Raw genomic sequence first — 24,884 nt, forward strand, 5'->3', positions numbered from 1 at the left:
TGGTGGGTGACACTGCGTGTCGCGACTACAGGCCCGTCGTGGCTGGTCGGGCAGTTCCCCGCGCCCCTAAAAACCTGCGACTGCCCGCACCCCGACGAGCAAGCGAACCGAAATAGCCCGCGACCCGAAATAGTCCGCGCCCCGGAAGGGTGCCGCGCCCCGAGCCCGCCCGCGCGGAAAAGCCCGGACCCCTACTACCCGCAGCTTCCCTCCGGCGGGAGGGGACGTGGGCCGGTGCGTCCTATGCCCGTCGCTTAGCTTCGGTCTGGGCACACCAGAACCCTGTGGAAGCAAGGGGCCGTATGCCCTGTTGGCGACGGGCTGACGCACCGGCCCGCGGCCCCGCACCCACCACGCACCCAAGGGGCGCGGGGAACTGCGCGACCAGCCACGACGGCGCCGCAGCCGCCCAACTGCCGGAGGCACCCCGCGGGGAACTGCGCGACCAGCCACACTCAACCCGCACCCGTCCAACCGCCGGAGGCACCCCGCACGGCTGCGCGACCAGCCACGACGAACGGTCAGTCGACAACGAACCCAACCGCCCAACCGCCGGAGGCACCCCGCGACCAGCCACAACGGCGCCGCAGCCGCCACCGAACCCAATCCGCCCAACCGCCGGAGGCACCCGCGAAGGAGCCCGGCGCCCCCAGCGCCGGGCTCCTCCCCCCGTACCCCCGTCCACAGAAGCCTGCGCAGCTACTCCGTAGCGATGGCGTTGAGCACGTTCATGCGGCCCGCCCTGAACGCCGGTACCAGCGCCGCGAACAGCCCCACGAACGCCGACCCCAGGAACACCCCGATGATCGTCGGCCACGGAATCTCCAGGACCTTCAGGCCCTCCAGGGCGAGGAGCTGCTGGGCGGTCGCGCCCCAGCCCATGCCCAGGCCGAGGCCCAGTAGGGCGCCGAACAGGGCGATCACCACCGACTCCAGGCGGATCATGCGGCGCAGCTGGCGGCGCGAGAGGCCGATCGCTCGCATCAGGCCGATTTCCCGGGTTCGCTCGACGACCGACAGCGCCAGGGTGTTCACCACACCCAGGATGGCGACGATGATCGCCAGGGCCAGCAGGCCGTAGATCATGTTCAGGAGCTGGCCTATCTGGTCCTTCAGCGCTTCCTTGTAGTCCGTCTGGTCGCGGACGGTGTACTGCGGGAAGTCGTCCAGCGCGGTCTTCAGCGACTTGTACGCGGCCGCCTCCTGGCCGTCCTTCGCCGAGGCGAAGACCATCATGTCGAGCGGCATCTTGTCGGCGGGGACGTACTTGGCCATCGTGTCGATGGATGTGTACATGGCCCCCTGGTCGATGACGACCTCACTGCTGGTGATCGCGCGAACCGTCAGCCGGGCCGGCTCGCCGCCGGCCTCGAAGGCGACGGTGATCTTGGAGCCGAGCTTGATGCCGTGGCTCTTGGCGAAGTCCTCGTGGACGGACATCGAGTCGGGCCGGTAGGCGTCCTTGAGGTTGCCGGCGACCGTCTCGGTGTTCAGGTCCGTGGCGTAGCTCGGGTCGGCCGCCGTGATGGCCGTTTCTTTGAGCGTCTTGCCGTCGGGGGTGGTGAAGTCGGCCTCGGTCCACTTGTACTCGGTGACTCCCTCCAGGCCCTTCGCCGACTTGGCCGCCTGTACCGCCTGCGGCGTGATCAGCTGGCCGCTGTCGGACTGGATGATGAAGTCCGTACCGACGGTCTTGTCCAGCTGGTCCGTGGCCGACGCGACCATCGACGAGCCGACCACCGACAGGCACGCGACCAGTGCGAGGCCGATCATGAGCGCGGCGCCGGTCGCCCCCGTACGGCGCGGGTTGCGCAGCGCGTTCCGCTCGGCCATCCGTCCGACCGGGCCGAAGATCCGCAGCACCACGGCGCCCAGCACCCGCACCACGCCGCTCGCGAGCAGCGGGCCGATGACGACGAAGCCGATCAGCGACAGCACCACACCGCCGCCCAGCCACATCGAGCCCTCGCTGGCCTTGTCGGCCTGGGAGGCGAGGTAGAGGCCGTAACCGCCGGCACCCGTCAGGACCAGGCCCAGCAGGGCCCGTATGACACCGGACTTGGTGTCCACCGGCGCCCCGGAGTCCCGTAGCGCCGCCATCGGCGAGACCTTGCCGGCCCGGCGGGCGGGCAGGTATGCGGCGAGCACGGTGACCACGACGCCGAGCAGCAGGCCGACCACCGGGGTGGTCCAGGCGACGGTGAGGTCGTCGGTGGAGAGGTTCATGCCGGTGGCGCCCATGAGCTTCATCAGGCCGATGGCCAGGCCCACGCCCGCACCGACCCCGAGCACCGAGCCGAAGACACCGAGCAGCAGCGCTTCGGCCAGCACGGACCGGTTGACCTGCCGACGGCTCGATCCGACGGCTCGCATCAGGCCGATCTCGCGGGTCCGCTGGGCGACCAGCATCGAGAAGGTGTTGATGATCAGGAAGATGCCGACGAGGAAGGCGATCCCGGCGAAGCCGAGCATCGCGTACTTCATCACGCCCATGAACTCGCCGACGTCCTCGGCGTTGGCGTCCGCGACCTCCTTGGCCGTCTGGATCTGGTAGCCGCTGTCGAGCGCGGCCGTGACGTTCTTCTTCACCTGGGCGTCGCTGAAGCCGGATGCCGCGGTGACGTTGACGTTCGTGTAGACGCCGGTGTCTCCGACCAGGACCTTCTGCGCGGTCTTCGTATCCAGGTAGAAGATCGCGGCACCCGGGTTGGTGACCTCGAACTCCGCGAAGCCCGAGACCTTGGCACGGTGCGTGCCCACCGCCGTGATGACGCCGATCTCGTCGCCGAGCTTCACGTGATGCTTGTCGGCGGTGTCCGCGTCGACCATGATCTGGTCCGGTCCGCGCGGGGCGTTGCCGGAGGAGATCTTCATGGTGCGGGCGTCGTTGGCGTTCCAGTTGCCGACGATGGTCGGAGCCCCGCCCGAGGGCGAGAGGCTGTCCTTGTCGGCGTCGACGACGGTCACCGAAGTGGAGAAGACGGTGCCCTCGGCGGACTTGACCCCCTCCGCCTTGCGCACCTCGCCCAGCACGGACGCGGGCATGACCGGCGGCTTGCCGTTGTCGGCCTGGGTCTCACCGGTGTCCGAGGCGCCCTTGGCGCTGACCTGGACGTCGGACGAGGTGGCCGCGAAGAGCTTGTCGAACGTCGTGTTCATCGTGTCGGTGAAGACGAGCGTGCCGCAGACGAAGGCCACCGACAGCAGGACCGCCACGGCCGAGAGGGCCATACGTCCCTTGTGCGCGAAGAAGTTGCGCATCGAGGTCTTCATGACGGTCATGACGTGCGCCCCCGGGCGTCGAAGTCCTTCATACGGTCCAGGACGGTTTCGGCGGTGGGCTTCCACATCTCGTCGACGATCCGGCCGTCGGCCAGGTACAGCACCCGGTCCGCGTACGAGGCGGCCACCGGGTCGTGGGTGACCATCACGATGGTCTGGCCGAGCTCGTCGACGGAGCGCCGCAGGAAGCCGAGCACCTCGGCGCCGGCGCGGGAGTCGAGATTCCCGGTCGGCTCGTCACCGAAGATGATCTCGGGCCGTGCCGCCAACGCCCGTGCCACGGCGACGCGTTGCTGCTGACCGCCGGAGAGCTGGGTCGGCCGGTGCTTGAGCCGGTCGCTCAGACCGACGGTCTCGACCACCTGGCTGAGCCATCCCTTGTCCGGCTTACGGCCCGCTATGTCCATCGGCAGCGTGATGTTCTCGAGCGCGTTCAGCGTCGGCAGCAGGTTGAACGCCTGGAAGATGAAGCCGATCCGGTCCCGGCGCAGCTTCGTGAGTTTCTTGTCCTTGAGGCCGGTGATCTCCGTCTCGTCCAGGTAGATCTGCCCGGAGGTGACGGTGTCGAGGCCGGCGAGGCAATGCATCAGCGTGGACTTGCCGGACCCCGAAGGGCCCATGATCGCGGTGAACTGGCCCCGCGCGATGTCCACATCGACGTGGTCCAGGGCGACGACGCGGGTCTCCCCGGACCCGTACGCCTTGACGACCTGCCGCGCCCGCGCGGCAACGGCCGTTCGCCCTCCAGTGCCCCCGTGCCTGGGAATGCTTACAGCCGTAGTCACGGTATGTCTCCTAAGTCGGTCATCAGGTGGTATGCGTGAACTGCTTGATCTGCGTGCTCTTCTACGTGGAATGAGTCTGTCGGCAGGAGGGGGTCCGGCGCGCTGGTGCTCAGCGCAGTCTTTTCCTGGGGTAAACCCCACCTCCGGAGCTGCGGTACACCGCCCTCAGCGGCGTAAAGCCAGGTTAAGGAGGGGGCATGGGGCGTCTCGTCCTCCGGCGGTACCAAGCCTCCCCGGTCCGTAGTACGGAGGTACCCCTACGGGATCTCCACCCGGCGACGGAGGGGCACTAAGGGTCGGCTGCCCCCTTGAGGCCAGTCGGCGTCACCCCTCCCACATACCTCCCACAGGTTGAGGCTGAAGTGGGAGAGTGTCCTCCGGCAGATAGATGCAGGGGGAAAGGAAATCCGTGAGCCAGGAGGAAACCCAGGGACCGGGGCCCGGGCCGGGACCGGGGCCGGGACCGGGACCGGGGCCCGGGCCGGGACCGGGACCGGGGCCGGGGCCGGGGCCCGGGCCGGGACCGGGGCCGGGACCGGGACCGGGGCCCGGGCCGGGACCGGGACCGGGGCCGGGGCCGGGGCCCGGGCCGGGACCGGGACCGGGGCCGGGGCCGGGGCCGGGGCCGGACACCGACGCACCGTCCGCGCCATCGGCCGCCGAGCAGGTCGACCCCCGTAAACGCCGTGCCGTCGTCGCCGCCCTCATGCTCGCGATGGGCCTGGCCGCGCTCGACTCCACCATCGTGTCGACCGCCGTACCGCAGATCGTGGGCGACCTCGGCGGCTTCTCCGTCTTCTCCTGGCTGTTCTCGGGCTATCTGCTGGCCGTGACGGTCACCCTGCCCGTCTACGGCAAGCTCTCCGACACCTTCGGCCGTAAGCCCGTACTGATCGCGGGCGCGGCCATCTTCCTGCTCGGCTCCCTGCTCTGCGCGCTCGCCTGGAACATGGCGGCGCTCATCGCCTTCCGTATCGTCCAGGGCCTCGGCGGCGGCGCCCTCCAGGGCACCGTCCAGACGCTCGCCGCCGATCTCTACCCGCTGAAGCAACGCCCCAAGATCCAGGCGAAGTTGTCCACGGTCTGGGCGACATCGGCGGTCGCCGGCCCGGCGGTCGGCGGCGTACTCGCGGCGTACGCGGACTGGCGGTGGATCTTCCTCATCAACCTGCCGGTCGGCGCGCTGGCCCTCTGGCTGATCGTCCGCCACCTGCACGAACCCGCGCGGACGCCCGGCCCCCGTCCTCGTATCGACTGGGCGGGCGCGCTCGCGGTCTTCGCGTGCGGCGGCGTACTGCTGACGGCGCTGGTGCAGGGCGGAGTCGCGTGGCCCTGGCTGTCTGCCCCCTCAATCGCCTTGCTGGGTACGGGACTTGCCCTCGTCGCACTCACCGTGGTCATCGAACGCCGGGCCGCCGAACCGATCATCCCCGGCTGGGTCTGGCGCCGCCGCACCATCGCGGCGGTCAATCTGGCGCTCGGCGCGCTGGGTCTGCTGATGGTGGCACCGACGGTCTTCCTCCCGACCTACGCGCAGGCGGTCCTCGGCCTCGCTCCGATAGCGGCCGGATTCGTGCTCTCCGTATGGACGTTGAGCTGGCCGGTGTCGGCGGCGCTCAGCCAGCATGTGTACCGCAGGATCGGCTTCCGCAACTCGGCGCTGATCGGCATCGGCACGGCCGCGCTGCTGCTGCTCGCGTTCCCGTTCCTGCCCTACCCCGGCGAACCCTGGCAGCCGGCCCTGCTCATGCTGCTGCTCGGCGCCGCGCTCGGCCTGTTCCAACTCCCCCTGCTCATAGGCGTCCAGTCGATCGTCGTCTGGTCCGAACGCGGCACGGCCACCGGTTCCGTACTCTTCTGCCGCCAGACCGGCCAAACCCTGGGCGCGGCCCTCTTCGGAGCCGTCGCCAACGGCGTCCTGGCCACCCGCCTGGGCGGCGCCGGCGACCTGGACGCGATCACCCGCTCCCTCGACTCGGGCACCCTCTCGGACCACGTCCGCCACGCGGTCGCCGACGCGGTCCACGCGGTCTACTACGGAGCCGCCTGCGCAGCCGGACTCGCTTTCCTGGTCCTGCTGCTGATGGCACCGCGCCGCTTTCCGCTGATCAAGAACGCCACCGATTCGTGACCGGCCTCTCTTGTTCACCTGCCGTCCGTACTCTTCGCCGATCCGCACGAGACACGAGAACACCAGGGGCGCAATGAGACACATGACGGCCGATGCGCGTGACCTCATGGTCACGGCTCAGGAGGTCGCCAGGCTTCGGGACGCACAGCAACTCGAAGTCAGAGACGTCGCGTTGGCCGCACTGGTCCTCCACGTCCGCCGTTCGGCGGAGCAAGTGGAGGGCTCGGGCTCGGCGGAGGTGTCGCTCTCGCCGGAGATGCTGCCGATGGCCGACGAAGTGCGGGAGATCATGACGTCCGGCGAGGGTGACCTCCGGAACTCCGAACTCGTCGAACTGGCACGGAGCGAGGGATCTGAGCTCTCCGAGTATCTCGGGCCGGTATGGCGGGCGACAAAGGGCTACTGACCTGCCTCGCCCCCCGGCCGGGCGCTCTGCTCAGAAGGCCGGAAGGCCGGAAGGCCCGTCAGAACACCGGCTGCCCGATACCCAGCAGGTTCCCCTCGCTGTCGCGGAACCAGACGGCGCGTTCGCCCTTTGCACCCTTGCTCGGATAGTGGCCGTCGATGTCCGCGATCCCGTTTCTCGTCCGGAACCCGGGCACGTCGACGTCCTCGAACACCACGCCGCGCCGCTTCAGCTGCGCCACGACTGCCTCGATGTCGTCGACCTGCCACCCCATCTGCGTGAAGGTGCCGGGAGACGCTCCCGTCGACTTGAACAGCGCGAACTCCGCACCTCCGCACCGGTACAACAGCCCACCTGGCCGCTCGTCGACGGGCTCCAGACCGAGCTGCTCGGAATAGAAACGCCGCGCCCGGTCCAGGTCCTGAGCGGGAAGCCTGGTCGCGACGCTTCCCTCTGCCAGAAGGTTCCTGTCGTCTGCGTTCATGACTTCAGTGTGTCGTGAAGGGTGGGTGCCGGACATGCTTGCCCGAGGCGATGACACAACGAGAAGTGCCTCTGGCGCCTGTTCGGCCTACGACTGCGACCGGGGGCCACCTGGTGAGCCCGGGATCCCTGCTGATACGGCGACGCAGCACGCGCAGCTTCAGCTCGCAGCCCCTGGGCCTCGACCAGATCGCACACCTGGCGTGGGCGGCCCAGGGGCGCACCGCCGACAGGCATCGGGTTTCGACGACAACCGGCTCCTCGGCCTCACCCCCGCGATCGTGCCCTCCGGACAGCACCCGCTGACACTCATCGGGGTCGGCCACCCGGCCGACCCCGATGAGTGAACGCGCTCAGGCGGGGCTCACGCCGCCAGTTCTGGTCGCGAGCCGTTCGGCCAGGTCTTGCTCGACGGCTGCCGCACTCCCGTCGGGCCGGGCGCGGGCACCGGCCCTTGCCCCTGCCCCTGCCGCATCAGCGGTCGTGTGGTCCGGCCCGTCCGGCCGCGGCGGCCGGCGAACACGTAGAGGCGCAGGACGATAAAGCGGCCCGCGCCGGCGAGGCCGGAGGCGCTGAGGTAGACGATCTGTTCGGTCAGCGTGCCGGCGGAGGGCTGGGCCAGGTGCAGGACGTACATGGCGATGCTGGTCGCCAGGTACGCGGCGGTTGCCGAGCCCGCGGACTGCCAGTGCTCTCGCCAACCCGCACTGCGGCCTTTGGCGAAGGTGAAGCGGGCGTGGAGTTCGGTGCACAGCAGGGTGGAGGCGACGGTGATGATCGCGTTCGAGACGGCCCAGGGCATGGTCATGGCCAGCAGCGTTACCGCGAAGCTGGACAGGACCCCGACGCCTCCTCCGGATAGCACAAACCGTAGGAAGGAGGCGACGGGGCCGGGGGTGGCCGAAGTCGCCGTCTCGGGCTTCTGTGCGAGTGGCGACTTCATGGCGGGTTCTCCTTTGTTGATGAAAGGTCAGAGGCTGCGGGCGGTGATGTCGCCGTGGGCCGTGGTCGCGTGGATGGTCAGGCCGGCGGCGGCGCCGTCGGTGTTCTTCAGGGAGTTGTTGAGCCGGCCGTAGCCGGTGGAGGCGTCCAGGGAGGCGGAGACTCCGGCCGCGGCGCCGACCGACACATCGCCCGCCTGAGTGCGCAGCGTGACCGTGCCGGAGAAGGCCTCGGCGATCTTGATGTCGCCCTTCTGGGTGCTGATCTCCGCCGAACCGCCCAGGCGGCCGACGGTGACGTCACCGGCAGAGGCGGTGACACGGACACTCGCGGCCTCGTCGATCTCGACCGGGCCATGCGAGCCCTCGAAAACGACGTCTCCGAGCCGCCCGACGCCCCGGAACTCAGCGCTGGCCGCCTTCGCCTCGACCCGCGAACCGGCCGGCAGGTGAACCGTCACATCGACGGAGCCCGAGGGACCGAAGTACTGGTTCTTCGCCTCCGGAGCCTTGATCCGCAGGACGCCGTCGCCGTAGGCGACCTCGAAGTCCTCGGCCGCCTTCACGTCGCGGCTCTTGGAGGCGTCCGCGGGCAGGACCTCGACCGTGGTGTCGGCCCGGTCGGCGGCGATGAACTTGATGCGCCCGGCGGGGATGTCGAGGACGGCGGAGATCGGGGCGGGGGTGGTGAAGTTCTGCATCGTTCTCTCCTTCGGTTCCTTGTTTCTGACAATGGAAAAGCTACGTTGCATTCACTGTTCTAGCAACATACTCGTTGCACACTATCGACATCGCTGCAGGTAGAAGCCTAGAAATCGTTGCAACAACTCTGAAGATAACGCAACAACAGTCACCCAGCTCGTTGCAATCAATGGAAGTGAACGCTAGAGCAGAGGCACCCAAGGGCCACGAAGGCGACCCGGGCTGCCACGCACGGCACCGGAAGCCGCCCCACCGTTTACGTTTTCGTCGCGGCTGACCAATGGGGCAACACGGGTTAACAGGGGTAACACCCGAGGTCAGCGAAGTAAGCGCGTACCGACCAATCAGTTTGGTGAAAAGAGCAGCGCATCCGGAGGGCGCCGAGTAGCGTGCGTGGCTCGTTCCCGCCCATGCCCATCCACAAGATTCCCTGCGGCCCGCACGTACTCGCGTACTCGGGCCCGAGCCACGCAAGGAAGACCGGGATGTCCTACGACCCCTCCCCGTCGTACCCAGTTCCACCGCCGCACGACTCGTCGCCCTCGTACTTCACCTATCCCTGGGCACCCGACCCGCAGCCGGAACCCGAACCCGCGCGCACCCAACCCCGGCACGTCGCCCTCGGCCACCACAGCGACATCCGCGTGCTGCGCACCGCGTACCGGTGGCAGCGGCGCGTGGCGACGCTCACCGCGCTGGGGTACTTCACGCTGTTTCTCGTCCTGTCCGCGTACGCGCCGGACTTCATGACGCGGGAGGTCACCGACGGACTGCCCCTCGGACTGCTGCTCGGGCTCATCCAGGTACCCGTCACCTGCGCGGCGATCGCGCTGTACGAGTTCACGGCCCGGCGCGGCGTCGATCCGATCGCCGAACGGATAAGGAAACAGGCCGAGTTGGACGCCAAGCGGGCGGAGGGCGACCGGTGACCGGGTTCAGCAATTCCTCGCAGGCGATGTCACTGGTGGCGTTCACCGTCATCGCCACCATCACGCTGCTGCTGTGCGTGATGACCGGCCCCGACCGCGACGACCTCGACGAGTTCTACACCGGCTACAGCTCGATGTCCCCGATGCGCAACGGCCTCGCCATCGCCGGCGACTACATCTCCGCCGCGACGGTGCTCGGCACGGGCGGCGTGATCGCGCTGTTCGGCTACGACGGGGTCGTACTCGCCCTGAGCACCGCCCTCTCCCTGATGCTGCTGATGTTCCTGCTGGCCGAACCGTTGCGCAACGCGGGCCGGTTCACCATGGGCGACGTGTTCGCGCGGCGGATGCCGGGACGCTCCGTACGCATCGCGGCCTGCGTCGTGACGCTGGCCGCGCTGATGCCGATGATGCTGGTCCAACTCGCGGGCACGGGCGATTTGTTGGCGTTTCTCCTCGGCTTCTCCAGCGACTCGCTGAAGACCGGCTGCATCATCGGGCTCGGCACGCTGATGATCAGCTACGCGGCGATCGGCGGCATGAAGGGCACCGCCCTCATCCAGATCCTGAAGATCGTGATGCTGCTCGGCTCCGGCGCCGTCATCTCCGTACTCATCCTGAACCAGTTCGACTGGAACGTCGGCGGCCTCTTCAGCACGGCGGCGGAGAGCAGCGGGGCGGGGCCGGCGTTCCTCAGCTCGGGGCTGCAGTTCGCCGGCGGGCCGAGTCCCAAGCTGGACATGATCACCTCAGAGCTGACGGTGGTCCTCGGCGCCGCGGTGCTGCCGCACATCACCATGCGCATGTACACCGCGGGCAGTGCGCGCGAGGTGCGCCGGTCGATGTCGTGGGCGGTGCCGGCCGTGGCGCTGTTCGTGCTGATCATCACGGTGGTCGGGTTCGGTACGGTCGCCATGATCGGGCGGGACGCGATCACCGCGGTGGATCCGCAGGGCAACACCGCTTATCTGCTGGGCTCGCGGGCCGTGTTCGGGGCGGATGTGTCGACGGCCGAGACGCTGTTGTTCACGACCGTCACCACCGCGATCTTCCTGACCGTGCTCGCGTCCGTGGCCGGGATGATCCTCGCCTGCGCCAACTCCCTCGCACATGACGTCTTCGCGCACGGCCGGAAGCAGTTGTCGCCCCGGCGTGAGATGACGCTGGCCCGGCTGTCCGCGGCAGCGGTGGGCGTGCCGACGATTCTGCTGGCCACGCTGGTCCAGCACCGCAGTCTGCAGCCGCTGGTGACGCTGTCGTTCTGCCTCGGCGCTTCGGCGATCGCGCCCGCGCTGGTGTACGGGCTCTTCTGGCGCCGCTACACCCGGGCGGGGCTGCTCTGCACGCTGATCGGCGGCTCGGTCAGCACGTTCGTGCTGATGACCGGGACCAACCTGGTCTCCGGGTCACCCATTTCGGCGTTCCCCGACCATGACTTCACCTGGTTCCCGTTCACCACGACCGGGCTGCTGTCCATTCCGCTCGGCTTCGCCTTCGGCTGGCTGGGGACGGTGCTGTCCGGGCGGCGGCAGGCGGAGGAACAGCGCAGGCAGTACGAGGCGGTCGAGGGGTGGATTCTGGCGGGCGTGGTCCGGCGAGAGCGTTAGCCTCCGGCGGTTGGGCGGGACGCCTTCGGGGGTGGGAGATTGGGTTCGTTGGCGGCTGCGGTTCGGTCGTGGCTTGTCGCTCCCCCACTCTCGGCTGCGCTCGAGCGGGGGGACCCCCATCGCGGCGGAGCCGCACATTGATACAGCCCCGCGCCCCTGATGACGCTGCGCACCCTCAATCCGTCGTTGCCTGGCCCGTCAGTGTGATCAGGCTGTCTCGTACGTGGTTCATGTGAGCCTGTACTTCATCCCGCTGGTCCGCGTGGGCGCGGAGCAGGCGTTCTGTTTCGTGGGCGATTCTCGTTTCGCGGGCCTGGGCCTCCGCCAGGATGGCCGCGGCCTGGGACTCCGCCTCCTCCTGGAGGTGGCGAGTCGCCGACTGGGCCTCGGACAGGGCCCGTTCGGCTTCGGCCAGGGTGGCCTCCGCGCGGGCCAGTTGCGGGGCGTGCCGTTCGTCGATGGCGGCCCCCTGTTCCTCTGTCGCGCGGTCGAGCTCCGCCAGGCGGTCGGTGTGTTCCTTGGCCTGCTCGGCGAGCTTCGCCTCCGAGCGCTCCCGCATGTCGCGCAACGCGGCCAACGCCTCGCCGCGCTGTTCCTTCGCGTCCAGGCGTGCGGCGATGAGCAGTTCGTCGGCCTCGGCCTGGGCGGCGAGCAGGCGCTGACGCGCCCGTTCGTCGGCCTCGCCCCGTACCGCGTCGGCCTCCGCCTGAGCCGCCTCGCGTACCCGGTCGGCCTCGGACTCCGCCTCCTCCAGGGCACACCTCGCGTCCCGGTGCGCCCTCTCGCGGACAGCCGCCGCCTCCTCCTTGACGAGTTCGAAGAGCCGCGCGGCACCTTCGCCGAGCGCCTCGTACGTCTGCGGAGGGAGCCCGGCCACCCGCTCGGCCAGCCGGCCCGCCTCCGCCTCCATGTCCTTGGCCAGTACGGTCAGGCGGGCGGCCCGTTCCCAGGCGGCGTCGCGGTCCTCGGAGAGCTCCGTGGTGTACGCGTCCACCTGCTCGGGACGGTAACCACGGCCTCGTACGGCCATGAAGCCATGAGGCGACACCGATGCGCCCGTTGCGCTGCTCATCCTCGAATCCCCTCTTCGGCGGCGTACAGCATGATGTGCCGCACATCCTGGTAGATCAGACGGAAGTGTTCATAATGCGACACTCCGCCCGTTCGGTCAGTAAGGGGCCGGATGGCAGAGGGGGTGGGATGAGAAATAGGGGCCGGATGACAAAGGGGCGGGCCCGGTCGGTCGACCGGGCCCGCCCCTACGCGGAAGGCGATGTCAGAGCAAGCCGTCCCACATCTGTTCCAGCAGCACCGACCACCAGCTCTCCGGCGAACCGAGTGCCGCCGGGTCGAGGGCGGCGAGCTGGGCCTGGAAGTCGACGGTCCAGCGGCCCGCCTGCTCCTGGTTCAGGCCGAACCGCAGGCGCCACATCCTGCCCAGCAGCGCCAGGCTGCGGGCGAACTCAGGCAGCCCCGTGTTCACGAACTGCGGCGGTACGGGTGATCCGCCCGGTCCCGCCTCGACCGGTACGGCCACGATGTTCGCCGTGCCGTACTGGACGCAGATCGCCTTGCCGAAGTCGCTGCCCATGACGAGGTACGAGCCCGCGTCCGAGGCCGGCTGCACCCCGCGGTCCTGAGCCAGTTCGGCGAGCGTGGGGACCGGGCGGCCCGGCTGGGCCTGGGCCCAGAAGAACGGGTTCATGTCCACGGGCAGCCCGGCCACGACCAGGGTGTGCGCCACGATCGGGGGCACTCCCTGCCGGGACACCGCCGCCTGGTCGAACCGGAAAATCCCCGGTCCGAACGCCGCCGCCAGCTCCTGACCGATCGCCTCCGGCGGGATCGGCGGCGCGGGCTGCACCGGCGGCAGCGGCGCACGCACCGGTGCCGGCCGTGCGGGGCCGTCCGCGACCTGGTGCAACTCGCCCTGGTGTGCGAGGAGTTGGGCCATGCCCTGCTGACGGCTCGCGTGGTCCGTGCCGTACGGGGCGATGCTGGTGATCCTCGCCTGCGGCCAGCTCTCGCGGATCATCCGCGCACAGTACGCGCCCGGCAGTTCGCAGGACTCCAGCTCCGTGTGCAGCTCGAGCACCTGCTGCGGGGGCACGTTCATCGCACGCAGCTCGTGCAGGATCTGCCACTCCGGGTGCGGGGTGCCGGGCGCCGAGCGGCGGATGAGCTGCTGCTCGGAACCGTCCTGCGCGCGGTAACGGAGTACGGCCTGATAGCCGGGGCCTACGGTCGGCTGGCCGCCCTGCGGAGGGTAGCCGTAGGCCGGGGGCCGGCCGCCCGGCATGGGCTGACCGGGCATCGGCTGACTGGGGGTCGGTCCGCCGCCCGGGCCCGGCATCGGGGGCTGGCCCGGCATCGGCTGACCTGGTGTCGGATGGCCTGGCGTCGGTGCCGGATGACCCGGTACCGGATGGCCTGGCGCGGGTTGCTGAGGCGGCGCACCCGGCGGCATCCCCGGAGCCTGCGGCGGCGGGGGCGTACCCGGGCCCGCGGGACCAGGGCCGGACAGCACCGTCTGGGCGTGGTGGACGCCACCGGCGGGCGTGCCGCTCGGAGGGTTCGGGGCGCCGGGACCTGAAGGCTGACCGGGCTGGCGAGGGGCACCGGGAGCGCCGGGCGGCTTGGGCGCGCCCGGGGTGCCGGGAGCACCCGGCGGTTGCGGTGCGCCGGGACCGGACGCGCCACCAGGGCCGGGGCCGGCGAGCATGGTCGCCGCGTGGTGGACACCATCGGTCGGCGTACCCGGAGCACCCGGAGGCTGCGGCGCACCCGGCGGAGGCGTACCCGGCCGGCCGGGGGCACCGGGCGGGCCCGGCGGCTTGGGACCGCCGGACCTGGGGCCGCCGGAGCTGCCGCCGGGCTGGTTCGGGTCGGCGAACACCGTGGCCGCGTGGTGGACGCCGCCCGAGGGCGTACCGCTCGGAGGGTTGGGAGCACCGGGCGGCTGCGGAGCACCAGGTCCGCCGGGCGCACCCGACTGTCCGGGCGTCCCCGGCCCCTCGGGTCCGTCAGAGGGAAGCTGCGAGACGAGTTGCGTGGGTACGTACCCGCCGCCGCCCGAGGCGCCCGGCGCACCGGGCCCGGACGGCGCAGGCGGACCGCCCGGCCGCGCCCCCGGCGTCCCGGGCGCACCCGGCGGAGGCGGCGTACTCACGCCACCGCCACGCGCCCCACGCGGCGGCGACTGCGCCTTGCTGGTCGCGGCGTCAGCGATGTCACCGGCATTCGGCGCCAACGGCCGCCCCGGCCCGCCCGTACCGGCGGGCGGCTGCGGGGCATTGGGCCCGGCGGACGGCGGCGTACCCGGAGCGCCGCCGGGCGCCTGCGGGTATCCGTACGACGAAGGGGGAGGCGGCGGAGTACCGGGCGCTCCCGGAGGCGGGGCTCCCTGGGCGCCGGAGCCCTGGGGATACCCGTACGACGAGCCGGGCGGAGGCGGTGTTCCGGGCGCACCCGGAGGCGGCGCTCCCTGCGCACCACCCGGAGCCGACGCACCAGGGCCCTGCGGGGACCCGGACGCCGAACCCGGAGGCGGTGTTCCAGGCGCACCCGGAGGCCGTGCTCCCTGCGCACCGCCTGGAGCGGACGCACCGGGACCCTGCGGGTATCCGTATGCCGATCCCGGAGGTGGTGTTCCAGGTGCACCCGGTGCGCCTGGCGGCGTCCCCTGCGGACCACCCGGAGCGGACGCACCCGGCCCCTGCGGATACCCGTACGACGAACCGGGCGGCGGAGTGCCGGCCGCGCCCGCCCCCTGCGAACCACCGGGCGGAGGCGTACCCGGCGTACCCGGCGCCCCCGGCGTCTGTTGCCCGTCGACCGCCGGAGCCACCGCCGTGCGCGGAAGCTGGCTGCCGCCCTGCATCAGGGCGGTCTTGGCGTCCGGTGGCGTGGGAGGCGGCGTCCTGCCGTCGTCGGGTTCGCTCAGCGGCGGTGAGAACACCGTCGCGGGCAGCGGCACCGAACGGTCCTCGCCCGCGTCGGCGTTGGTGTCGGTCCCGGCCCACGGCGTCGCCGCACCAGGCGTACCGGGCCCGCCGCCGGAACCCTGCTCGGACCCGCCCCCTGCGGATGGCCACGACGGTGCACCAGGAGCGGAGGACCCGGACGGAGACGTACCGGACGGAGACGTACCGGACGGCGAACTCCCGCTCCCCGACGCCCCGTTGGCAGCCCCGGCATCAGCGGCGGCGGCAGCCGGACGGGCCCCCGCCCCATCGGACGAACCCGACGACGAACGGGATGAACCCGAGGCTGAACCCGGCGAACCGACCGAACCCGAAGGCGCACCCGACGCACCCGCCGAACCCGAAGGCGCACCCGGCGAACCGGCCGACCCCGAAGGCGAACCCGCCCCCGCCCCTTCCCGCCGATCCGGAATCCCCATCCGATCCGCCGCCTCCTGCAACCACTCCGGAGGAGTCAGCAGGAACGACGTCTGGTTCAGATCCACCCGCGCCGGAGGCGCCGGCGCGGGCTCGGGTGCCGCGTCCGGCAGCCCGTACTCCTCCTCGTACCGGCGGATGACCTCGCCCACCGGCAGCGAGGGCCACAGCGTGGCCTCCCCGCTGTCCCGCGCGATCACCAGCCGCTGCGCGCCGCCGTCGGAACGCGGGCCCTCGGCCCGGTCCTCCGCCCAGACGACGAAGCCGAGCTCGAACTCCCGCACCCGCACCTCACGATGCTGATACGAGGGGACATCACCGTTGATCCACTCTTCCGCGCGCTCCTGCGCCTGCGCGAAGGTCACCATCGGACACTCACTCCCCCACCGAAGAGACGGACACGGCTCGCGCGAAGCCGCCGTCCACCATCAGGTTCGCCACGGTCTCCAGCTCCGGCGGATTGCCCGCCAGCCGGCCCAGGAACTGGTCGAAGTCGTCACCACAGGGCAGCAACAGCCGCTGCACCCGCTCCGGCGGCGGCCACGCGTCCTGGTCACGCGCGTCGTCGAACGCGCAGAACCACACCGACCCGACCCGCTCGCCCTTCACCTTCACCGCGAGCAACCCGCCCTGCACAAAGCCGACTCCCAGGTAATCCTTGGTGAGGTGGTCGCGCAGACACTTGTTGACGTACACGAGATCGTTCACGGCCGCCTCGTCGCGCACCGTGAAGAACGGCTGATCGACCAGCAGACCCAACTCGGCGTCCAGCGCGGCCCCCACCGGAGCACAGCCGCCCGCCGCCTTCAGGAACGAGCGATAGGCACCCGGAAGCCGGTACCCCAGGTCCTCCTCGACGCCCTGCACCAGCTGCTCGTTCACCGCGACCGACGTCTTCGGCAGCCCGAAATGCACCGGCCGCGTCTCCTGCAACGGCCGCGTACCCCTCTTGTTCTGGTCGACCGCAGCCGTCGCGAGCCCGCCATGATGCCGCAGCAGAGCCTTCACCTCGACCGGCACCAACTCCAGCCGCCGCGAACCCGGAACGTGATGCCAGGTCCAGCCATGCGGAGTCGCCACCGACGGAATCGTGTCCCACAGGTCGTGCCCCGTGGCCGCCAACGCCGCGTTCGCCGACACATAGTCCGTCAGCCGCAGTTCATCGACACCGAAGCCCTCGGGCGGCTCGGCGATCTCCGCCGCGGCACGCGCATAGTCCGAGAAGTCGGGGTAGCCGTACTCGTCGACCCGTACACCTCTGGGGTGACGGGCAGCCCGGACCGGATCCGGAAAATGTACGACCTGCCCGGCATAAGCCGCGTTCGGCGGCGCGGCTTGCTGCCCGAGCCGACCTGTCGTCATGGCGGTTGCCCCCTGCGGCGTTCCGATTGGATCGTGGTTGCCGACAGCCTATGCGGTTGTACGACACCGGTCACCGGGCCTCCGGTTCCGCCCGCCGAACACGGACCCTCCACCACCGTGACCTGCCGTCACACCGCCGTGACCCTGCGACGAAGAACACGCGTGTCGGGTGACCTCAGCTTCCGCACCAGCCTCGGAGTTTGGCACTCTGTCCCCGCACCCGGGGGTCGCGACCACAGCGGCCACACCGTGGGGATGGGGAGGAAACAAGATCATGAGCGCTACGCAGACGGGCAGATCCGGTGACCCTCGGGTCGGCTGGAGCACCACCGAACGACCCCACGCGCCCACCCTCCAGCACCGCCGCGACGGCATACTCCCCACCGTCGCCGCCGCCCTCTCCGTACGCGGCGCCACCCTCACCGGCACCGCCGCACGCGGCGACCAGCTCCCCGAACTCCACCCCCTCGTACGAGACTTCCTCGACACCCTCACCAGCGCCCAGCGCGACCGCTTCACCGGCCGGTGCGCCGAGACCATCCTGATCTCCCGGCACCTCGGCGCCGCCGACGCGGCCCGCTCCAAAAGAGCCGCCCGCAAGCCCATGACCAACAGCGAAGCCCGCAAATCCCTCAAAAACGCCAAACTCACCGCCCGCTACATCCGCGAGGACGGCGACCCCCTGCACGGCGGCTTCGCCACACCCTGCCGCTCCTGCGCCGCACTCAGCGCCCACTTCGGCGTACGCATCGTCGACCCGACGACACCGGAGAAGTGAGCCTTCCCACACGTACGCCCGCAATGATCCACAGCGCAGGAACGCCGCACAGACGAACGTAGGACCCATGCACGCCGACCGCTCCACCTCCACGACCCGCTTCCCCGTACCCGTCGACGCCGCACTGCGCGCCGCCGGATGGCAGCCGGGCCGCTGGGACATAAGGCAGGCCGAGTACTGGGCCGACACCCTGCGCAACCACGAGTCCCCGGCCGGACACCGGCACGCCGTGTTCCCGGCGGCCGTCGAAGCGTGGGCGGAGTTCGGCGGACTCCACGTGCCCGTCTCGGGCCCCGGCCGCCAGGTCGCCCCGTCCCCCCTCCACCTCGACCCGCTGCACGGCCTGCACATGGCCCGTACGCTCGCCGACCTCGGCCGCGCCCTGGACGCCCAGGTCTGCCCGCTCGGCGAGGAATCCGAGAGCCGCGCACTGCTCGCGATCGACTCCGAGGGCCGCGTCTACACGCTCGACCACACGGGCGACTGGTATCTGGGCCCGGATGTCGACCAGGCGCTTACGGGGCTGCTGTCGGGCATCGAGCCGGTACGACTGACGACGGGCTGACGCCCGGGGACTCTTTCGTTCGCAGCCGGTGTGCCTGACTACGGGGTGACTCCAGGGCCTCCCTCGCGGTCAAGCCTCGGCCCTTCAGCCCTCCGCGGGAATCACCGCGGACACCCGGAAACCACCCGCGTCCGTCGGCCCCGACACGAACACCCCGCCCAGCGCGGCAACCCGCTCTTTCATGCCCACCAAACCGTTCCCGCCGCTCGGCAGACGCGCACCCGACGCCGCGTCCGGCTCCGGCGGCGGCTCGTTCTCCACCTGCATCGCGATCTCCGCCGAACGATGCGCCAGCCGCACATGCGTCTTCGCACCCGCCGCATGCTTGTGCACGTTCGTCAACGCCTCCTGCACCACGCGGTACGCGGTCTGCTCCACCTCCGGCGCATACGCACGCGAGTCGCCGTCGACGGACAGATCCACGGCCATCCCGGCCGCCGCCGACTGCCCGAGCAACTCGTCCAGATCGGCCAGGCACGGCCCCTCGCCACCCTCGTCATCGACGGCCCGCGACGCCGCGGCAGCCGCCGCCGCACCCACCGCCGCGAGCGGTACCGGCTGCGTACGCGGCGACAGGCCGTCCCCCGTACGCAACACCCCCAACATCTCCCGCAGCTCCGTCAACGCCTGCCGGCCCATGTCCCCCACCAGCGCCGCGTTCTTGACCGCCTTCTCCGGATCCTTCCGGGCAACGGCCTGCAGAGCCGCCGCATGCACCACCATCAAACTCACCCGGTGCGCGACCACGTCATGCATCTCACGCGCGATCCGCGTCCGCTCCTCGTTCCGCGCCCACTCGGCCCGCTCCTCGGCCCGCTCGGCCAGCAACTGCAACTCCCGCTCCAGGGAGTCCGCCCGCTCCCGCAGGCTCTCCATCAGCCGCCGCCGCGCGCCCACATACAAACCGAGCAGAATCGGCGGCGCCGTCAGCCCCAGCGAGGTCGTCAGCGACAAGAACGGCACGGCCCACTCACCGAACGCCGCATCACCGCGTACGACACCCTGATGCGCCCGCACATACGCGACGATCAGCACCCCGACCATCGACATCGACGCCAGCGCACCGATGATCCGCCGGGGCAACTCCGAAGCGGCCAGCGTGTAGAGCGCGACGATCCCCATCAGAAAGCCCATCGCGGCAGGCGTGATCGCGATCGACACCAGCACGACAGCAATCGGCCACCGCCGCCGCAACAGCAGTACGGACCCCGCCAACACCCCGAAAACCGCGCCCACCGGCTCCGCCAACCCGGCATCGCGCGCGAACTCCACACCTTCGAACCCACACTCGACAGCAGACGCCAACGCCAGCCCACCATCGAGCCACGCACTACGCTGCCGCACCCACCACCACGGCCCCGTCCCGGCCGTGATGCGGTCTTCCCCCGTCGTGGTCATGCCTCCAGCCTACGGGCGCCCGCACCAGGTTTTCCGGTGACTTTTCCGCACTGGCCTACACCACTACCCGTGCCTCAGCATTGGAGTGCGGCTCGGTGCCGAGTTGTATCGTCGCGTGGAAGGCGCCTGGTACGGCATAGTGTTGGGTGCCCACACGGCGACCTGGCCGGATGTCCGGTTCGGTCGGCTTCATTCCCCCGTGGTGTAATTGGCAGCACTGTGGCTTTTGGTGCCATCTGTCCGGGTTCGAGTCCTGGCGGGGGAGCCCTGCTCGGTTCGGGGCCTGACCCAAGAAGTTGGGGTCAGGCCCCGCTCACATTTCCCCCGCACGACCCCCCGGTATCCTGCGGATGACCAAACCCCCACATCCGAAGCCGAAGGGCACACCCGTGAGCGCCAACCGCCCGGCAGCCGTCGTCGTACTCGCAGCGGGTGAGGGCACCCGTATGAAGTCGGCCACACCGAAGGTTCTGCACGACATCTGTGGCCGTTCCCTCGTCGGTCATGTACTCACCGCCGCGCGCGAGTTGGAGCCCGAGCAGCTGGTCGTCGTCGTGGGGCACGCCCGCGAGAAGGTCACCGCACACCTTGCCGAGGTGGACCCGGGGGTGCGCACTGCCGTTCAGGCCGAGCAGAACGGGACCGGGCATGCGGTGCGGATGGGGTTGGAGGAGTTGGGCGGCGGCGTCGACGGGACTGTTGTCGTCGTATGCGGGGACACTCCCCTCCTCAGTGGCGAGACGCTGCAGAAGCTCGCGGCCACGCACTCCGCAGACGGGAATGCCGTCACCGTGCTGACCGCCGAGGTTCCGGACGCGACCGGGTACGGGCGGATTGTGCGCGACGGGGCCTCCGGAGCCGTGACGGCGATCGTCGAGCACAAGGACGCCACTGAGTCGCAGCGTGAGATCCGTGAGATCAATTCGGGGGTGTTCGCCTTCGATGGGCAGCTTTTGGCGGATGCGCTCGGGAAGGTTCGTACGGACAACAGTCAGGGTGAGGAGTACCTGACCGATGTGCTCGGCATCCTGCGGGAGGCTGGACATCGGGTCGGGGCGTCTGTGGCCGGTGATCATCGGGAGATCGCGGGGATCAACAACCGGGTGCAGCTTGCCGAGGCGCGTCGGATTCTCAATGACCGGCTTCTGGAGCGGGCGATGCTCGCCGGGGTGACGGTCGTCGACCCGGCGACCACCTGGATCGATGCCACCGTCACGTTCGAGCAGGATGCGATCGTGCATCCGGGCACTCAGCTGCACGGTGCCACGCATCTGGGCGAGGGCGCGGAGGTCGGCCCGAATACGCGTCTCACGGATACGCGGGTCGGCGCGGGGGCTCGTGTCGACAACGCGGTCGCGGACGGGTCGGAGGTCGGTCCGGAGGCGTCCGTGGGTCCGTACGCGTATTTGCGTCCCGGCACGCGGCTCGGGCCGAAGTCCAAGATCGGTACGTACGTCGAGACCAAGAACTCCTCGATCGGCGAGGGGACGAAGGTTCCGCATCTCTCGTACGTCGGGGACGCGACGATCGGTGAGTACACGAATATCGGTGCCGCGAGTGTCTTCGTGAATTACGACGGTGAGGCGAAGCACCACACGACCGTGGGTTCACATTGCAAGACGGGTTCGGACAACATGTTTGTGGCGCCTGTCACGGTTGGGGATGGCGCGTACACCGCGGCGGGTTCGGTGATCACGAAGGATGTGCCGCCGGGTTCGCTGGCCGTGGCCCGGGGCCAGCAGCGGAATATCGAGGGTTGGGTGGCTCGGAAGCGTCCGGGGAGCGCGTCCGCGAAGGCGGCTGAGGCGGCTTCCCGCGAGGCCGAAAGCGAAAGCTGACCAGAAATCGGCGCGTCTGCGACGGCGTACCGTGATAGGTGCACATCCGCACACCCGGCTGGGATCACCGTTGGCGACCGGCTGAGATACCTCTGAGGAGACAGTGCTGTGACCGGGATCAAGACGACCGGCGAGAAGAAGTTGATGTTCTTCTCCGGCCGCGCACACCCCGAGCTTGCCGAGGAGGTCGCCGAGCAGCTGGGTGTCGGGGTTGTCCCGACGAGGGCCTATGACTTCGCGAACGGTGAGATCTATGTCCGTTACGAGGAGTCGGCGCGGGGTGCGGACTGCTTTGTGATCCAGAGCCACACGGCTCCGATCAACCAGTGGATCATGGAGCAATTGATCATGATCGACGCTCTGAAGCGGGCGTCCGCTCGGAGCATCACGGTGATTGTGCCGTTCTACGGTTACGCCCGTCAGGACAAGAAGCACCGGGGACGTGAACCGATTTCGGCGCGTCTGGTCGCGGATCTGATGAAGTCGGCGGGCGCGGACCGCATCCTGACGGTGGATCTGCACACGGACCAGATCCAGGGCTTCTTCGACGGCCCGGTGGACCATCTCTTCGCGCTGCCGCTGCTCGCGGACTATGTGGGCAAGAAGGTGGACCGCACGAAACTGACGGTGGTCTCGCCGGACGCCGGCCGGGTGCGAGTGGCGGACCGGTGGTGTGACCGGCTGGGCGCTCCGCTGGCCATCGTGCACAAGCGGCGCGACAAGGACGTGGCGAATCAGGTCACCGTGCACGAGGTGGTCGGTGATGTCGCGGGCCGGGTGTGTGTGCTCGTCGACGACATGATCGACACGGGTGGCACGATCTGCGCGGCGGCGGACGCGTTGTTCGCGCACGGTGCGGAGGATGTGATCGTGACGGCGACGCACGGTGTGCTGTCGGGTCCGGCCGGGGACCGGCTGAAGAACTCGAAGGTCAGCGAGTTCATCTTCACGAACACGCTGCCCACGCCGGGCGAGCTGGCGCTCGACAAGATCACGGTGCTGTCGATCGCTCCGACCATCGCGAGTGCGGTGCGTGAGGTGTTCGAGGACGGCTCGGTGACGAGCCTGTTCGACGACCAGTAGGCCGGTCAGTAGTTGGCCCGTCAGCAGGCCGGATGCTGGTCTGAAGATCGATTTCTGGTACGGCCTTCCCGCCGCGTAAGCTGTCACAGTTGCTCGGCGAGGGAGGCCGTACGGCGTTGTGAAGGCGCTGGTACGGCGGTCCGTAATCGACGCGCTCTTCGTAGCAGGCCGTTGGGTATGGCCGGGTGACCACGTTCCCCCTATCTACGAGGAGTGATGAGCATGGCCGAGGTGAAGCTCGCCGCCGAGACGCGTACCGAGTTCGGCAAGGGTGCGGCGCGTCGTATCCGCCGTGAGAGCAAGGTTCCCGGTGTCCTGTACGGCCACGGTGGCGATCCGATTCATCTGACGCTGCCGGGTCACGATCTGCTGCTGGCGCTGCGTACGCCGAACGTTCTTCTCGCCCTCGAGCTCGACGGCAAGAAGCGGCTGGCGATTCCGAAGGCCGTTCAGCGTGACGCGATCAAGGGCTTCCTGGAGCACGTGGACCTGCTGCTCGTCCGCAGTGGCGAGAAGGTCAACGTCGAGATCTACGTGCACACCGAGGGCGACCTGGCTCCGGGTGCCTTCCTTGTCGAGCATGTGCTGAACGCGCTGCCGGTCGAGGCCGAGGCCACGCACATTCCGGAGTCGGTGACCGTGTCCATCGAGGGCCTGGCGGCTGGTGACTCGATTCTGGCGAAGGACGTCCCGCTGCCGGAGGGTACGACGCTGGCGATCGACGAGGACGCGGTGGTTCTCCAGGTTCTGGCCGCGCAGGCGGAGGAGCCGACTGAGGGCGAGGGTGAGGGCGAAGGCGAGACCGCCGAGGCCTGACCGGCCGGGGCGCTCTGACTTGCCGTACCGCTTGTGATGAGGCGCCCGGTGCTTGGGGCTGTGCCCACCCTCCCCCACTCTCGGCTTCGCTCGAGCGGGGGGACCCCCATCGCCCTGCGGAACGTATGCCCACAGCGGTGTCAGCCGCCGCTCCCTTCGGGGGGGCGGCGGCTGGTTCGCGTATTAAGGAGATATGCACGTGACTAGTGACGCAGGGGCCCCCTGGTTGGTGGTGGGGCTGGGTAATCCGGGGTCCGAGTATGCGGGGAACCGGCACAACGTGGGGTTCATGGTGGCTGATCTGCTGGCGGAGCGGATCGGGGGGAAGTTCAAGCGGGCCGGGAAGGCGCAGGCTCTGGTGGTGGAGGGGCGGATCGGTCCGCCTGGGCCGGGGAGTCGGCGGGTGGTGGTGGCCAAGCCGATGTCGTACATGAATCTGTCGGGTGGGCCGGTGAACGCGCTGCGGGAGTTCTACAAGGTGCCGGTCGCGAACATCGTCGCCATCCATGACGAACTGGACATCGACTATGGCGTGCTGCGGCTGAAGCTGGGTGGTGGCGACAACGGTCACAACGGGCTGAAGTCGATGACGAAGGTGATGGGTTCGGACTATCACCGGGTGCGGTTCGGGATCGGGCGGCCTCCGGGACGTATGCAGGTCGCGGATTACGTGTTGAAGGACTTCTCCGCGGCGGAGCGCAAGGAACTGGACTACTTCGTGGATCGGGCGACCGATGCGGTGGAGTGTCTGGTGATTGATGGGCTGGAGCGGGCGCAGAGTACGTACAACTCGTGACTTGTCCCCCGGTGTGATCCAGTCGGAGTTGACCGGGCGCAGGGCGATGGCCAAGGATCGCCGCCATGTCTGCCCTCATGCCCCGCCCGAGCGCGGGTTCCGCGCTGCGGTTCGGGCGGATCGCGGCCATGGGGACGGTCGCGGTGCTGCTGCTGATTGCCGGGGTTTGGGCGTCGTGGGGTACGGCGCAGCATGTGATGCTCACCAAGGGGCGTGAGCGGGGGACGATGACGGTCACTCGGTGTGCGGACGATCGGTGTACGGGGTCGTACGCGCCGGTGTCGCCGGGGTCCACTGCGCGTGAGCGGGTGACCATCTCGAGCACGGTGGCGGTGAACAAGGGTGAGACGTACGCGGTGGTGGTGAAGCCGGGGAGCGACGAGGTGGTCCGCACGGGGCCTGGCGGGCTGCTTTATGCGTGGGTTCCGCTCGGGGGTGCGATGCTTCTGGCTTCGCTGGTGGTGGCTGGGGGGCTGCGGTCGCCTCGGCTTGCGTGGCTGTTGGGTGGCGCCGGGTTGACGCTGCTGACGGCGGCGTTCGTGGCACTGTGAGGGGGGTTCGCCCCCGCCGCCCTTACCCGTC

22 protein-coding genes and 1 tRNA gene are annotated in these 24,884 nt (G+C 69.7%); 14 read left to right on the forward strand and 9 right to left on the reverse strand.

Annotation, left to right across the window (positions count from 1 at the left end; translation table 11 throughout):
• Positions 1-699: 699 nt before the first annotated feature.
• Together OHT21_RS17650 and OHT21_RS17655 are read right to left on the reverse strand one after the other, a co-directional pair.
• Positions 700-3,282, reverse strand: a complete 2,583-nt coding sequence (locus tag OHT21_RS17650) for an ABC transporter permease (RefSeq protein WP_328769279.1) — start codon at positions 3,280-3,282, stop codon at positions 700-702.
• The gene (locus OHT21_RS17655; protein WP_328769280.1) at positions 3,279-4,067 is read right to left on the reverse strand and encodes an ABC transporter ATP-binding protein; all 789 of its coding nucleotides are present in this window, start codon (positions 4,065-4,067) and stop codon (positions 3,279-3,281) included. The genes OHT21_RS17650 and OHT21_RS17655 overlap by 4 nt, the downstream gene beginning before the upstream one ends.
• A 388-nt stretch (positions 4,068-4,455) precedes the next feature.
• Here OHT21_RS17655 and OHT21_RS17660 point away from each other — a divergent pair, with 388 nt between their 5' ends.
• Together OHT21_RS17660 and OHT21_RS17665 are read left to right on the forward strand one after the other, a co-directional pair.
• A complete protein-coding gene (locus tag OHT21_RS17660) occupies positions 4,456-6,198 on the forward strand; it encodes an MFS transporter (protein ID WP_328769281.1) in 1,743 nt (580 codons plus the stop codon).
• Between the two features lie 82 nt (positions 6,199-6,280).
• Positions 6,281-6,604, forward strand: a complete 324-nt coding sequence (locus OHT21_RS17665; RefSeq protein WP_328769283.1) for a hypothetical protein — start codon at positions 6,281-6,283, stop codon at positions 6,602-6,604.
• 58 nt (positions 6,605-6,662) lie between these two features.
• Here the strand turns inward: OHT21_RS17665 and OHT21_RS17670 are convergent, their stop codons facing one another.
• A complete protein-coding gene (locus OHT21_RS17670; protein WP_328769284.1) occupies positions 6,663-7,088 on the reverse strand; it encodes a VOC family protein in 426 nt (141 codons plus the stop codon).
• Between the two features lie 202 nt (positions 7,089-7,290).
• On the opposite strand from OHT21_RS17670, the gene OHT21_RS17675 reads away from it, so the two are divergent.
• Positions 7,291-7,434 (forward strand): hypothetical protein, encoded by a 144-nt coding sequence (locus OHT21_RS17675; protein ID WP_328769285.1) that lies wholly within the window; start codon positions 7,291-7,293, stop codon positions 7,432-7,434.
• A gap of 17 nt (positions 7,435-7,451) precedes the next feature.
• Here the strand turns inward: OHT21_RS17675 and OHT21_RS17680 are convergent, their stop codons facing one another.
• Together OHT21_RS17680 and OHT21_RS17685 are read right to left on the reverse strand one after the other, a co-directional pair.
• Positions 7,452-8,030, reverse strand: coding sequence for a GtrA family protein (locus OHT21_RS17680; RefSeq protein ID WP_328769286.1), 579 nt, complete (start codon positions 8,028-8,030; stop codon positions 7,452-7,454).
• Between the two features lie 27 nt (positions 8,031-8,057).
• Positions 8,058-8,729 (reverse strand): DUF4097 family beta strand repeat-containing protein, encoded by a 672-nt coding sequence (locus tag OHT21_RS17685; protein ID WP_328769288.1) that lies wholly within the window; start codon positions 8,727-8,729, stop codon positions 8,058-8,060.
• A 486-nt stretch (positions 8,730-9,215) separates the two neighbouring features.
• On the opposite strand from OHT21_RS17685, the gene OHT21_RS17690 reads away from it, so the two are divergent.
• Complete coding sequence (locus OHT21_RS17690; RefSeq protein ID WP_328769289.1) at positions 9,216-9,659, forward strand: DUF485 domain-containing protein; 444 nt, start codon at positions 9,216-9,218, stop codon at positions 9,657-9,659.
• Positions 9,656-11,266 (forward strand): sodium/solute symporter, encoded by a 1,611-nt coding sequence (locus OHT21_RS17695; RefSeq protein ID WP_328769290.1) that lies wholly within the window; start codon positions 9,656-9,658, stop codon positions 11,264-11,266. The genes OHT21_RS17690 and OHT21_RS17695 overlap by 4 nt, the downstream gene beginning before the upstream one ends.
• 175 nt (positions 11,267-11,441) lie before the next feature.
• On the opposite strand, the gene OHT21_RS17700 is transcribed toward OHT21_RS17695, so the two are convergent.
• Together OHT21_RS17700 and OHT21_RS17705 are read right to left on the reverse strand one after the other, a co-directional pair.
• A complete protein-coding gene (locus OHT21_RS17700; protein ID WP_328769291.1) occupies positions 11,442-12,338 on the reverse strand; it encodes a cellulose-binding protein in 897 nt (298 codons plus the stop codon).
• Between the two features lie 204 nt (positions 12,339-12,542).
• Positions 12,543-15,146: an SUKH-4 family immunity protein gene (locus tag OHT21_RS17705; protein WP_328774130.1), complete on the reverse strand. Its 2,604-nt coding sequence runs from the start codon at positions 15,144-15,146 to the stop codon at positions 12,543-12,545.
• Here OHT21_RS17705 and OHT21_RS17710 point away from each other — a divergent pair.
• Complete coding sequence (locus OHT21_RS17710) at positions 15,118-15,969, forward strand: hypothetical protein (protein WP_328774463.1); 852 nt, start codon at positions 15,118-15,120, stop codon at positions 15,967-15,969. The two genes, OHT21_RS17705 and OHT21_RS17710, sit on opposite strands and share 29 nt — an antisense overlap.
• A 72-nt stretch (positions 15,970-16,041) precedes the next feature.
• Here OHT21_RS17710 and OHT21_RS17715 read toward each other — a convergent pair whose 3' ends face one another.
• Positions 16,042-17,028, reverse strand: a complete 987-nt coding sequence (locus OHT21_RS17715; protein ID WP_328769292.1) for an SMI1/KNR4 family protein — start codon at positions 17,026-17,028, stop codon at positions 16,042-16,044.
• A gap of 274 nt (positions 17,029-17,302) precedes the next feature.
• On the opposite strand from OHT21_RS17715, the gene OHT21_RS17720 reads away from it, so the two are divergent.
• Both OHT21_RS17720 and OHT21_RS17725 read left to right on the forward strand, forming a co-directional pair.
• On the forward strand, positions 17,303-17,806 hold the full coding sequence (locus OHT21_RS17720) for a YwqJ-related putative deaminase (RefSeq protein ID WP_328769293.1): 504 nt from the start codon (positions 17,303-17,305) through the stop codon (positions 17,804-17,806).
• Positions 17,807-17,873: 67 nt separating this feature from the next.
• A complete protein-coding gene (locus tag OHT21_RS17725) occupies positions 17,874-18,371 on the forward strand; it encodes an SUKH-3 domain-containing protein (protein WP_328769294.1) in 498 nt (165 codons plus the stop codon).
• Positions 18,372-18,455: 84 nt separating this feature from the next.
• Here OHT21_RS17725 and OHT21_RS17730 read toward each other — a convergent pair whose 3' ends face one another.
• The gene (locus tag OHT21_RS17730) at positions 18,456-19,769 is read right to left on the reverse strand and encodes a sensor histidine kinase (protein ID WP_328769295.1); all 1,314 of its coding nucleotides are present in this window, start codon (positions 19,767-19,769) and stop codon (positions 18,456-18,458) included.
• Between the two features lie 193 nt (positions 19,770-19,962).
• Here OHT21_RS17730 and OHT21_RS17735 point away from each other — a divergent pair.
• The 6 genes from OHT21_RS17735 (at position 19,963) to OHT21_RS17760 (ending at position 24,853) form a co-directional block, all read left to right on the forward strand.
• A tRNA-Gln gene (locus OHT21_RS17735) sits at positions 19,963-20,034 on the forward strand.
• 124 nt (positions 20,035-20,158) lie between these two features.
• Positions 20,159-21,607, forward strand: coding sequence for a bifunctional UDP-N-acetylglucosamine diphosphorylase/glucosamine-1-phosphate N-acetyltransferase GlmU (glmU, locus tag OHT21_RS17740; protein ID WP_328774131.1), 1,449 nt, complete (start codon positions 20,159-20,161; stop codon positions 21,605-21,607).
• A gap of 108 nt (positions 21,608-21,715) precedes the next feature.
• Positions 21,716-22,690, forward strand: coding sequence for a ribose-phosphate diphosphokinase (locus OHT21_RS17745; RefSeq protein WP_328769296.1), 975 nt, complete (start codon positions 21,716-21,718; stop codon positions 22,688-22,690).
• 222 nt (positions 22,691-22,912) lie between these two features.
• Positions 22,913-23,506 (forward strand): 50S ribosomal protein L25/general stress protein Ctc, encoded by a 594-nt coding sequence (locus tag OHT21_RS17750; RefSeq protein WP_328769297.1) that lies wholly within the window; start codon positions 22,913-22,915, stop codon positions 23,504-23,506.
• Between the two features lie 193 nt (positions 23,507-23,699).
• Positions 23,700-24,302 (forward strand): aminoacyl-tRNA hydrolase, encoded by a 603-nt coding sequence (gene pth / locus OHT21_RS17755; RefSeq protein ID WP_328769298.1) that lies wholly within the window; start codon positions 23,700-23,702, stop codon positions 24,300-24,302.
• 65 nt (positions 24,303-24,367) lie between these two features.
• On the forward strand, positions 24,368-24,853 hold the full coding sequence (locus OHT21_RS17760; RefSeq protein WP_328769299.1) for a hypothetical protein: 486 nt from the start codon (positions 24,368-24,370) through the stop codon (positions 24,851-24,853).
• The last annotated feature ends 31 nt before the right edge of the window (positions 24,854-24,884 follow it).

This window comes from Streptomyces sp. NBC_00286 (assembly GCF_036173125.1).
Lineage (GTDB): Bacteria > Actinomycetota > Actinomycetes > Streptomycetales > Streptomycetaceae > Streptomyces.

Bases quoted from the DNA above. Each gene is read 5' to 3' on its own strand.
- OHT21_RS17660 (WP_328769281.1), top strand. From the start codon at position 4,456: ATGCAGGGGGAAAGGAAATCCGTGAGCCAGGAGGAAACCCAGGGACCG.
- OHT21_RS17680 (WP_328769286.1), bottom strand. From the start codon at position 8,030: ATGAAGTCGCCACTCGCACAGAAGCCCGAGACGGCGACTTCGGCCACC.
- OHT21_RS17690 (WP_328769289.1), top strand. From the start codon at position 9,216: ATGTCCTACGACCCCTCCCCGTCGTACCCAGTTCCACCGCCGCACGAC.
- OHT21_RS17670 (WP_328769284.1), bottom strand. From the start codon at position 7,088: ATGAACGCAGACGACAGGAACCTTCTGGCAGAGGGAAGCGTCGCGACC.
- OHT21_RS17650 (WP_328769279.1), bottom strand. From the start codon at position 3,282: ATGACCGTCATGAAGACCTCGATGCGCAACTTCTTCGCGCACAAGGGA.
- pth (WP_328769298.1), top strand. From the start codon at position 23,700: ATGCACGTGACTAGTGACGCAGGGGCCCCCTGGTTGGTGGTGGGGCTG.
- OHT21_RS17720 (WP_328769293.1), top strand. From the start codon at position 17,303: ATGAGCGCTACGCAGACGGGCAGATCCGGTGACCCTCGGGTCGGCTGG.
- OHT21_RS17705 (WP_328774130.1), bottom strand. From the start codon at position 15,146: ATGCAGGGCGGCAGCCAGCTTCCGCGCACGGCGGTGGCTCCGGCGGTC.
- OHT21_RS17730 (WP_328769295.1), bottom strand. From the start codon at position 19,769: ATGACCACGACGGGGGAAGACCGCATCACGGCCGGGACGGGGCCGTGG.
- OHT21_RS17700 (WP_328769291.1), bottom strand. From the start codon at position 12,338: ATGAGCAGCGCAACGGGCGCATCGGTGTCGCCTCATGGCTTCATGGCC.
- OHT21_RS17725 (WP_328769294.1), top strand. From the start codon at position 17,874: ATGCACGCCGACCGCTCCACCTCCACGACCCGCTTCCCCGTACCCGTC.
- OHT21_RS17715 (WP_328769292.1), bottom strand. From the start codon at position 17,028: ATGACGACAGGTCGGCTCGGGCAGCAAGCCGCGCCGCCGAACGCGGCT.
- OHT21_RS17685 (WP_328769288.1), bottom strand. From the start codon at position 8,729: ATGCAGAACTTCACCACCCCCGCCCCGATCTCCGCCGTCCTCGACATC.
- OHT21_RS17750 (WP_328769297.1), top strand. From the start codon at position 22,913: ATGGCCGAGGTGAAGCTCGCCGCCGAGACGCGTACCGAGTTCGGCAAG.
- OHT21_RS17665 (WP_328769283.1), top strand. From the start codon at position 6,281: ATGACGGCCGATGCGCGTGACCTCATGGTCACGGCTCAGGAGGTCGCC.
- OHT21_RS17760 (WP_328769299.1), top strand. From the start codon at position 24,368: ATGTCTGCCCTCATGCCCCGCCCGAGCGCGGGTTCCGCGCTGCGGTTC.